Origin of the sequence: Mesorhizobium sp. M1406, assembly GCF_040317555.1 — a bacterium.
Classification (GTDB): domain Bacteria; phylum Pseudomonadota; class Alphaproteobacteria; order Rhizobiales; family Rhizobiaceae; genus Mesorhizobium.
Genome location: NZ_JAMYKW010000113.1, coordinates 1 through 8,665, shown reverse-complemented (window position 1 = coordinate 8,665; position 8,665 = coordinate 1). Strand labels below are relative to the sequence as shown.

5 protein-coding genes are annotated in these 8,665 nt (G+C 63.4%); 2 read left to right on the top strand and 3 right to left on the bottom strand.

What is annotated here, in order from left to right:
- Positions 1-102 precede the first annotated feature (102 nt).
- Positions 103-1,479 (bottom strand): MFS transporter, encoded by a 1,377-nt coding sequence (locus NKH03_RS33535; protein WP_352973144.1) that lies wholly within the window; start codon positions 1,477-1,479, stop codon positions 103-105.
- 252 nt (positions 1,480-1,731) lie between these two features.
- Complete coding sequence (locus NKH03_RS33530; protein WP_352973143.1) at positions 1,732-6,594, bottom strand: NAD-glutamate dehydrogenase; 4,863 nt, start codon at positions 6,592-6,594, stop codon at positions 1,732-1,734.
- A 135-nt stretch (positions 6,595-6,729) separates the two neighbouring features.
- Here NKH03_RS33530 and NKH03_RS33525 point away from each other — a divergent pair, with 135 nt between their 5' ends.
- Together NKH03_RS33525 and NKH03_RS33520 are read left to right on the top strand one after the other, a co-directional pair.
- Complete coding sequence (locus NKH03_RS33525; protein ID WP_352865092.1) at positions 6,730-7,293, top strand: peroxidase-related enzyme; 564 nt, start codon at positions 6,730-6,732, stop codon at positions 7,291-7,293.
- A 137-nt stretch (positions 7,294-7,430) separates the two neighbouring features.
- A complete protein-coding gene (locus NKH03_RS33520) occupies positions 7,431-7,754 on the top strand; it encodes a YciI family protein (RefSeq protein ID WP_352865095.1) in 324 nt (107 codons plus the stop codon).
- Positions 7,755-7,758: 4 nt separating this feature from the next.
- Here NKH03_RS33520 and NKH03_RS33515 read toward each other — a convergent pair whose 3' ends face one another.
- Positions 7,759-8,373 (bottom strand): LysE family translocator, encoded by a 615-nt coding sequence (locus tag NKH03_RS33515; protein ID WP_352973142.1) that lies wholly within the window; start codon positions 8,371-8,373, stop codon positions 7,759-7,761.
- Between the last annotated feature and the right edge of the window lie 292 nt (positions 8,374-8,665).

The window sequence follows — 8,665 nt, the reverse complement described above, 5'->3', positions numbered from 1 at the left end:
TTAAAACTCCACCCAATTGGGTCCGCGGGGGGGGGGGCGGCGCCCCACCCCCACCCCGCTCCGCTTCGCGGATCGACCCTCCCCACAAGGGGGAGGGTAAACTCACTCCGCCGGTCGATCCGCCGGATAGGGCGTCTTGACCAGGATCACCATGCCGAGCCCAAGGAACAGCACGATCACCGCCATGCCGAGGCGCGCCGAGCCACTGGCCAGGGTGACGGACGCGACCATGAACGGCGCCAGGAAACTGGTCGCCCGCCCGGCCAGCGCATAAATTCCGAAATAGCGGCCGGATTCGGCGGCGGTAACACTGCGCGCCATGTAGGAACGCGACGACGCCTGCACCGGCCCGAAAGCCACGCCAATCAACAGGCCGAAGAAGATGTAGGCCTTTTCCGCCGCCGTACCGAACAGGCCGCCGCTGTCTGGTCCGGGCATCATCCAGAGGCCGAACAAAGTGTAGCCCGGTCCGGTCGAGACGATGCCGATCGTGGCGATGCCGAGCAGGACCAGTGAGATCATCACGATGGTTTTTGAACCAAGCGCCGTGTCGAGACGGGCTGCAACCAGGCAGCCGAAGATGGCGACGACATTGAGAATGATGCCGAAAATGCCGATCTCGGTGATCGACCAATGGAACATTGCAGCCGCAAACGTACCACCCAGCGCCAGCAGCGCGTTGACGCCGTCCTGATAGATCATGCGGGCGACAAGGAAGCGGAAGATACCGCTGCGCTTGCGCACCTCACCCAGTGTTACTTTCAGCTCAGCCAACCCCTCTCGCACCGCCGGGCCGATCGGCAGGCCCTTGAGGGCGTCGGGCGTGAAAAAGAACATCGGCAGGATGAACAGGAAGTACCAGCCGGCCGACAGCGGCCCGGTGGCGCGGGCGTCCTCGCCGAGTTTCGGGTCGAGCCCGAACAGCGGGTCGATGCCGATGATCGTCTTGCCCGTCTCCGGCGAACCGGCCATGCAGGCGACCACGAAGATCAGCGCGATCATGCCGCCGAGATATCCAAGGCCCCACGCCATGTTGGAAATCCGTCCGATCTCGCTCTTCGGCACCAGGCGCGGCATCATCGAATCGTTGAACACGGTCGAAAACTCGGCCGCGACCGACGCCAGCGAGAACAAGAACACGACCAGGAAAAGGTTCGAACCGGGAGCCGCGAACCAAAGTAGGCTAAGGCTGGTGACCTTGACCGCGGCGAAGAACGCGATCCACGGCTTGCGTGGACCGGTCTGATCGGCGATCGAGCCCAGGATCGGCGACAGCACGGCGATGACCAGGCCCGCCGCGGCAATGCCGTAACCCCAGGCCGCCTGGCCGGTTTCCGGATCGCTCGCCATGCGTGAGACGAAGTACGGCCCGAAGATGAAGGTGGTGATGACCGTGAAGAACGGCTGCGCGGCCCAGTCGAACAGCATCCATCCCCAGATACCACGTCCAGACGCGCGCTGCACCGCCTCTACCGCCATGATGATTCCCCCGGCCGTGCCCTTGTCGGGCGCCATGTCTGCATTTTTCCAGCATTCATGCAAATATCGAGCATTGCGCCGTCCTCATGGCTCTGCCGGGCATTTCTCACGAATAGCGACGGAGAAAAAGACGTCGTCATCGACGATTTCGCCAATCATCGGCGTCGCGAGAAAGCCAGCATTGCGGCCGAATCCCTTCGCTCGTCGCTATACGGAGAAAAGGTGGCGACAGCCGGGTGAAAACAAACCAACTCACATCCCCGTCAAGTCGCTCATCAACCCGGAAGCGACCGACAGCCGCGACACGGTGATGTCGCCGCCTTCGGTCAGCGCCTGCAGCCGCTCGCGGATGCGCGCCACCCGCTCCCCGCCAGCTTCCAGCCAGGCCGCCACCGGATCGGCCGTCTTGGCATGACCGGTGAGCGCCGCCACCGCGATGCCGCGCCGCGCGGCGCCGATCATGTCGGTGGCGCGCGAAAGCGCCAGCTGGTCGTAATAGTCCGACGGCGTGATCGAGCGTGCCGCGTCCTCGACACGCGGGATGCGGAAGGCATCGCTCACGGCGAAGAAAGCTGTGGCCGCCGCGACGATGTCGGCGCCGGCGGTACGTGCCGTCAGCGCGATGTCGGGGACGAGTTCCGCTACCTCGCTCAACGCCAGCTGCTCGGCCAGCCTTTCAGGCGCGCCGCTCTTGAACAGCCCGTGCCGCTTCTCCTCGATCCGCTCGCGCGAGAAGGCCGGCAGCAGCGAAACGAGCTTGGGCTCCAGCGCCTTGCGGGCTTCCAGCAGTTCGGCGATGCGCTGGCCAAGGGCTGCCGTGCCGACATCGTTCTTCAGATACCAGCCGCTGGTCACATAGATCAGCCGGCTGACCATCTGATAGAGATCGAGCTGCACCTGGCCATCGATCTGGTTGTCGAGCGCGTCGATCTCGCGATAGAGCGCCGGCAAGGCAAAACCGTCGCGCACCACCGCGAAGGTCCGCACCACGTCGGCGGCGGTGCGCCCCGTGGCCTCCTGCAGCCGGTTGACGAAGGACGGGCCGCCGCGATTGACCAGATCGTTGGCGACGACGCGCGTAATGATCTCGCGGCGCAGCCGGTGGCCGTGGATTTCGGCGGCATATTTCTTCGCCATCCGATCGGGAAAATAACCCATCAGGTCGCGGTCGAAATGCGCGTCATCAGGCACGTCGCTGGCGACGATGTCGGAAAACAGCACGATCTTGGCATAGGCGAGCAGCACGCCGAGCTCGGCCCTGGTCAACGGTTCGCCGCGCGCTTCGCGCTCGGCGAGCGCCGCCGGCGACGGCAGCGTCTCGACGGCGCGGTCGAGCAGGCCGCGCGCCTCCAGCGCCGTCATGAAACGGCTCTGATGCGCGATGTCGGCGAGGCCGCGCTTGCGGGCGATCGAAAGTGCCAGCGTCTGCTGGTAGTTGTTGGACAGGACGAGCGAGCCGACCTCGTCCGTCATCTCGGCCAGCAGCTTGTTGCGAGCAGGGCGCGTCAACGATCCCTTGCGCATGGCTGACGCCAGCGCGATCTTGATGTTGACCTCGACGTCGGAGCAGTTGACGCCGCCGGAATTGTCGATGGCGTCGGAATTGCAACGGCCTCCGTTCATGCCGAACTCGATGCGCGCCCGCTGGGTGACGCCGAGATTGGCACCCTCGCCGATCACCTTGGCGCGCACGTCCAGCGCGGTCACGCGGATGGCATCGTTGGCGCGGTCGCCGACCTCGGCATTGGTCTCGGTCGATGCTCGCAAATACGTGCCGATGCCGCCGAACCACAGAAGATCGACCGGCGCCTTCAGGATGGCGGTCATGATCTCGACCGGCGTGGCGGTCGTCTTGCCAAGGCTGATCGCTGCCGCCGCCGCAGCCGGCAGGGTGATCGACTTTTGGTTGCGCGAGACGATGATGCCGCCTTCCGACAGTTTGGTCTTGTCGTAGTCCTGCCAGCTCGAGCGGGGGAGAGCGAACATGCGCTCGCGTTCGGCCATCGACGCGGCCATATCCGGATCGGGATCTATGAAGATGTCGCGATGATCGAAGGCGGCGATCAGCCGGGTCTTCGGCGACAACAGCATGCCGTTGCCGAACACGTCGCCCGACATGTCGCCGACACCGACGACAGTGAAAGGCGAGGTCTGGATATCGCGGTTGATCTCTCGGAAATGCCGCTTGACGGCTTCCCATGCGCCTTTGGCGGTGATGCCCATCTTCTTGTGGTCGTAGCCGGCCGAGCCGCCGCTGGCGAAAGCGTCGTCGAGCCAGAAGCCGTGCCGCTCGCTGATGGCGTTGGCGGTGTCGGAGAAGGTCGCCGTGCCCTTGTCGGCGGCAACGACGAAATACGGATCGTCCGGGTCGCGGCGCACGACGCCGGCCGGCGGGATGACACCCTCGAGGCCGATATTGTCGGTGATCGACAGCAGGCTGGAGACGAAGTTCTTGTAGGCCGAGGTGCCGGCCTCGAAGATCGCGTCACGGCCGGCGGTCATCGGCAGCTTCTTCGGGTAGAAGCCGCCTTTGGCGCCGACCGGCACGATGACGGCATTCTTGACCTGCTGGGCCTTGACCAGGCCGAGCACCTCGGTGCGATAGTCCTGGGCGCGATCCGACCAGCGCAGGCCGCCGCGCGCCACCGGGCCGAAGCGCAGATGCAGGCCCTCGACCTCGGAACCGTAGACGAAAATCTCCCGCCACGGCCGCGGCGCCGGCAATCCTTCCACCGCATGCGAATCGAGCTTGATCGCCAGCGACTGGCCTTTCTCTTTCGTATCGGCAACGAAATGATTGGTGCGCAGCGAGGCTTCGATCAGATTGAGATAGCGCCGGATGATGGTGTCGTCGTCGATGTTGGGAACGTCTTCCAGCGCGTCCTTGATCTTTGCCTTGAGGTGCTTTGCCGCCACCACGCCTTCGGTCTCGGCTGTCGGGCCAAGCCTGGCGATGAACAGCGCATGCAGGCCGCGCGCGATATCGGGATAGCGATTGAGCGCGGCGGCGATGAAATCCTGGCTCTGCGGAATGCCAACCTGCTGCAGATAGCGGCCATAGGCGCGCAGGACGGTGATCTCGCCCGACCACAGGCCCGCGGTCTGGGCAAGGCCATTGTAGCCGTCATTGTCGACGTCGCCGCGCCAGACGGACAAGAACGCGTCCTCGAACAGCGCTCCACCATCGGTCAGATCGATTGGCTTGCCGTAGCTGTTCTCCAGCTCCATGTCGTGGATGAAGACCCGGCTTGGCTGATCACTAATGATCATGCCGGGCTGATCACTATTGATCATGCCGGGCTGACCGCTACTGATCTGGCCGGACTGGCCGTCGCCGACTTCGAAGGTGCGTTCGCTGATGACGCGGAAGCCGATGTTTTCCAGCACCGGCACGCGCCGCGACAGCGCCACCGGGCTGCCGTGGTGATAGATCTTCAGCGCTGCCTGGTGCGGCTTCTGCTCGCCATGGCGATAATAGTTGATGGCGATCGGATTGCCGGCGCTGATTTTGGAAATGCGCCCGGCATCGGCCAGCGCTACCGCCGCGCTAAACGAATCGCGGTAGCTTTCCGGCAGCCGCGCGGCGATGCTCTTCAACGCCTGATCGGCGCCATTGGCCTCCGCCGCATCTGAAAGCGCATCTTCCCAGGTACGCACGATGTCGCGGATCGCGGCTTCGATCGTCGCTTGCTCGACCTTCGGCGTCTTGCCGCCGGAACGGCCGATGATGAAGTGCACGCGCGCCAGCCCGCCTTCGGGGAATGCCGGGTAGTAGGCCGACAGCCGGCCTTCGAACACGGTTTTCAGATAGAGGCCGATCTTCTCGCGCACCACGCTGTCGTAACGGTCGCGCGGCACGAAGACGAGGATCGAGACGAAGCGGTCGAACTGGTCGGCGCGCACCAGCGCCCGCACCCGCGGCCGCTCGACCAGGCCAAGAATGGCGGCGGCGTGCTTCCTCAGGATCGGCACCGGCACCTGGAACAATTCGTCGCGCGGATAGCTTTCCAGCACATTGATCAGCGCCTTGCCGGAGTGGTCGTGCCGGTCGAAGCCGGACTTGGCGATGATGGTTTCGGCCTTGGACCGCAGGTAGGGGATCTTCATCACCGAGCGCGTGTAGGCGGTCGAGGTGAACAGGCCGACCATGCGCAATTCGCCCGCCAGCGTGCCTTTGGCGGTGTAGGTCTTGACGCCGATGTAGTCGAGATAAATGCGGCGATGCACGGAAGACTTGGCATTGGCCTTGGTGACGATCAGCGGCTCCGGCCCATGCAGGAAGGCGCGGATCTCCGGCGTTGTCGTCACCGCTTCGGTGCCGCGCCTGAGCACCAGCACATCGGGATCAGCGAGGATGCCGAGGCCGGCCTTGTCGGCGCGCTCCAGTGTGCCGCTTTCCTCGCCGCCGGTGTATTTGAACTCGCGCATGCCGAGGAAGGTGAAATTGTCGTCGCGCAACCACTCGAGGAAAGCGATCGCCTCGGCAACGCTCTTCTTGTCGAGTGGCACCGCCGAATAGCGGAATTCGGAAATCGCCTGATCGAGGCGGGCCAGCATCGGTCTCCAGTCGTGGACGGCGGCATGAACCTGGCGGAGCGTCTTGCGCAACCGCTCGGTCAATCCGCTCGCCTGCTCCGCGGTCAGCCGCGGTATGTGGACATGGATGACGCTCAGCCGGTCGTGGCTGCCGTCATCCTTGGCGAAATTGCCGTCGCCGAGGATCTCTTCCACACCGCCTTTGCCGTGACGAACCACGATGACCGGATGGGTGACCAGCATCGGCTCGCCTGACGTCTCGGTGATTTCGCCAAGGATGGAATCGAACAGGAACGGCATGTTGTCGTTGACGACCGTGATGACCGTCACCGGGCGGCCGTCTCGGACAACGCCGGAATCGGCGTCGACGGCGACGACGCACTCGCCTTTCTTGTGAACGGCGATTGCCTGGCCGGCGAGATCGGCGGCGCGTTCGAGATCGGCCATTTCATAGGCGGCGAGATCTTCAGCCGGCGCGCGGGCGAGCAGATAGTCGGCGAGCCTGGCTGGCCTTTCCTCCGCTTTTGTCGCTGCCGTGGTTTTTTTCTTCGGCTTGCTCGCGGATTTCACGCTGGCCATGAGGCACTTCCCTCCCGTCAATGCTTTTACGACTATGGTAGCAGATGACCGCTGTTTGGCGACAAAGGTTTGACGGCTTGCAAAGAAATATCGGAATTCCGCAACAAGACGCCGTCCAACGAGGAGAAATGACCCATGACCGGCAAAATCACCGCGCTTGACCTTGCCTCGGGAGATCTGAGCGAGGCGACAAAGACCTATTTCGCCAAATGCGAGGAGAAGCTCGGCCTCGTCCCCAACGTGCTGCGCGCCTACGCCTTCGATGACAAGAAGCTGCGTGCTTTCACCGACATGTACAACGATTTGATGCTCGGAGAATCCGGCCTGTCGAAGCTGGAGCGGGAGATGATCGCGGTCGCCGTCTCTTCGATAAATCATTGCTACTATTGCCTGACCGCCCATGGCGCGGCGGTACGCCAGTTGTCCGGCGACCCGGCGCTCGGCGAAATGATGGTGATGAATTTCCGCGCCGCCGATCTTTCGCCCAAGCAGACCGCAATGCTCGAATTCGCCGTCAAGTTGACCGAGGAGCCGGCGAAGATTGTCGAGGCCGATCGGGCAGCACTTCGCAAGGCCGGCTTCACCGATCGCGACATCTGGGACATCGCCTCGACCGCGGCCTTCTTCAACATGTCGAACCGAGTGGCCGCGGCAATCGATATGCGGCCAAACGACGAATACCACGCCATGGCGCGATGAGGCGCGGCAACTGGGGCCAGGTCGGATGTTATATTAGCTGTCTCGCATTCTCATTGCTTGTTTGCCGGTTTGGTCCGATGATCGGCAGGCGGCATGACCGCATGCCGGTTCGATGCCGCTCACCAAGGGAGGAGAACATGGCGAAGTATCTCTACGTCTATCATGGCTCGGGCAAGATGCCGACCGACGAGGCCGAGCGGAAAGCGGCAATGGACGCCTGGAACGGCTGGTATGGCAAGCTCGGCTCGGCCGTGGTCGACGGCGGCAATCCGGTCGGCATGTCGAAGATGGTGCTACCCGGCGGCAAGGTCGAGAACAATGGCGGCAGCAATCCGACTGCCGGCTACACGATCGTCGAAGCGAAAGATATCGACGATGCCGTAGCCAAGGCCAAGGATTGCCCGATCCTGATGGACCCGGGTTTCAGCGTCGAGATCGCGCCCATCATTGAGATGATGTGACGGGTTATGACCGCGCCGCGATCGCCGCGGCCGCGCCGGCCATCGTCGTGGCACTGATGCGGTTGGCGATCTTCATGGCGCGCTTGCTCCTGAGGAGCTTGCGCGCCTGTGATGCGGCGAGCACCCAGGCCAGATCGATGGCGACCAGCACCACGGCCATGGTCGCCGTCAACTCGACCCACCCGACGATGCTGACGGAAGCGAGGTCGATGATGGTCGGCAGCAGCGCCAGATAGAACATCATGATCTTGGGATTGCCGAGCGTCACCGCCATGCCGGCGAAGAACAGCTTTGCCGGAGAATCCTCGCGCGGCATCTCGCCCTCTTTCGCATCGACAGGTGCGGTCCACATCTTCCAGGCAAGGTAGGCGAGATAGGCGACGCCGGCCCATTTCACGACGACAAAGGCGAAATGGAAGGTCTGCGCCACCACGGCCAGCCCGAACACCGCCAGCGACAGCCAGATGCCCTCGCCGATCCACATGGCAAGCAGGAACGGGAACACGTCGCGAAAACCTTTCGAGATGACGCGCGCGACGAGCGCCGCGATCGATGGACCGGGCGAGCCGGCGGCAACGAACAAGGCGGCGGCGAAGATCAGGAGCGATGTGAGGTGCATGGCCAGGGTTCTTCAACGTTGGAGAGCGAAGGATAGCCGATCGACGGCGATTTGGCAGCGAAATTTCGCCCTCTGAAGAGGCGTTTGCGCCGCCCCTCATCTGCCTGCCGGCATCTTCTCCCCGTATAGTGACGGGGAGAAGGACGCCTTCGCAAAGGATTTCGCCAATCTCCAACGTTGCGGAAAAGGTGCCAAGGTTGCGGCCAGTGTCCAGCCGATAGATGGGTAACAGTTTGAACCGGATACATAGGTAACAGTTTTCCCCCTTATGATTGGTTCGTCGGCGCGCCAA

Bases quoted from the DNA above. Each gene is read 5' to 3' on its own strand.
- NKH03_RS33535 (WP_352973144.1), bottom strand. From the start codon at position 1,479: ATGGCGGTAGAGGCGGTGCAGCGCGCGTCTGGACGTGGTATCTGGGGA.
- NKH03_RS33530 (WP_352973143.1), bottom strand. From the start codon at position 6,594: ATGGCCAGCGTGAAATCCGCGAGCAAGCCGAAGAAAAAAACCACGGCA.
- NKH03_RS33525 (WP_352865092.1), top strand. From the start codon at position 6,730: ATGACCGGCAAAATCACCGCGCTTGACCTTGCCTCGGGAGATCTGAGC.
- NKH03_RS33520 (WP_352865095.1), top strand. From the start codon at position 7,431: ATGGCGAAGTATCTCTACGTCTATCATGGCTCGGGCAAGATGCCGACC.
- NKH03_RS33515 (WP_352973142.1), bottom strand. From the start codon at position 8,373: ATGCACCTCACATCGCTCCTGATCTTCGCCGCCGCCTTGTTCGTTGCC.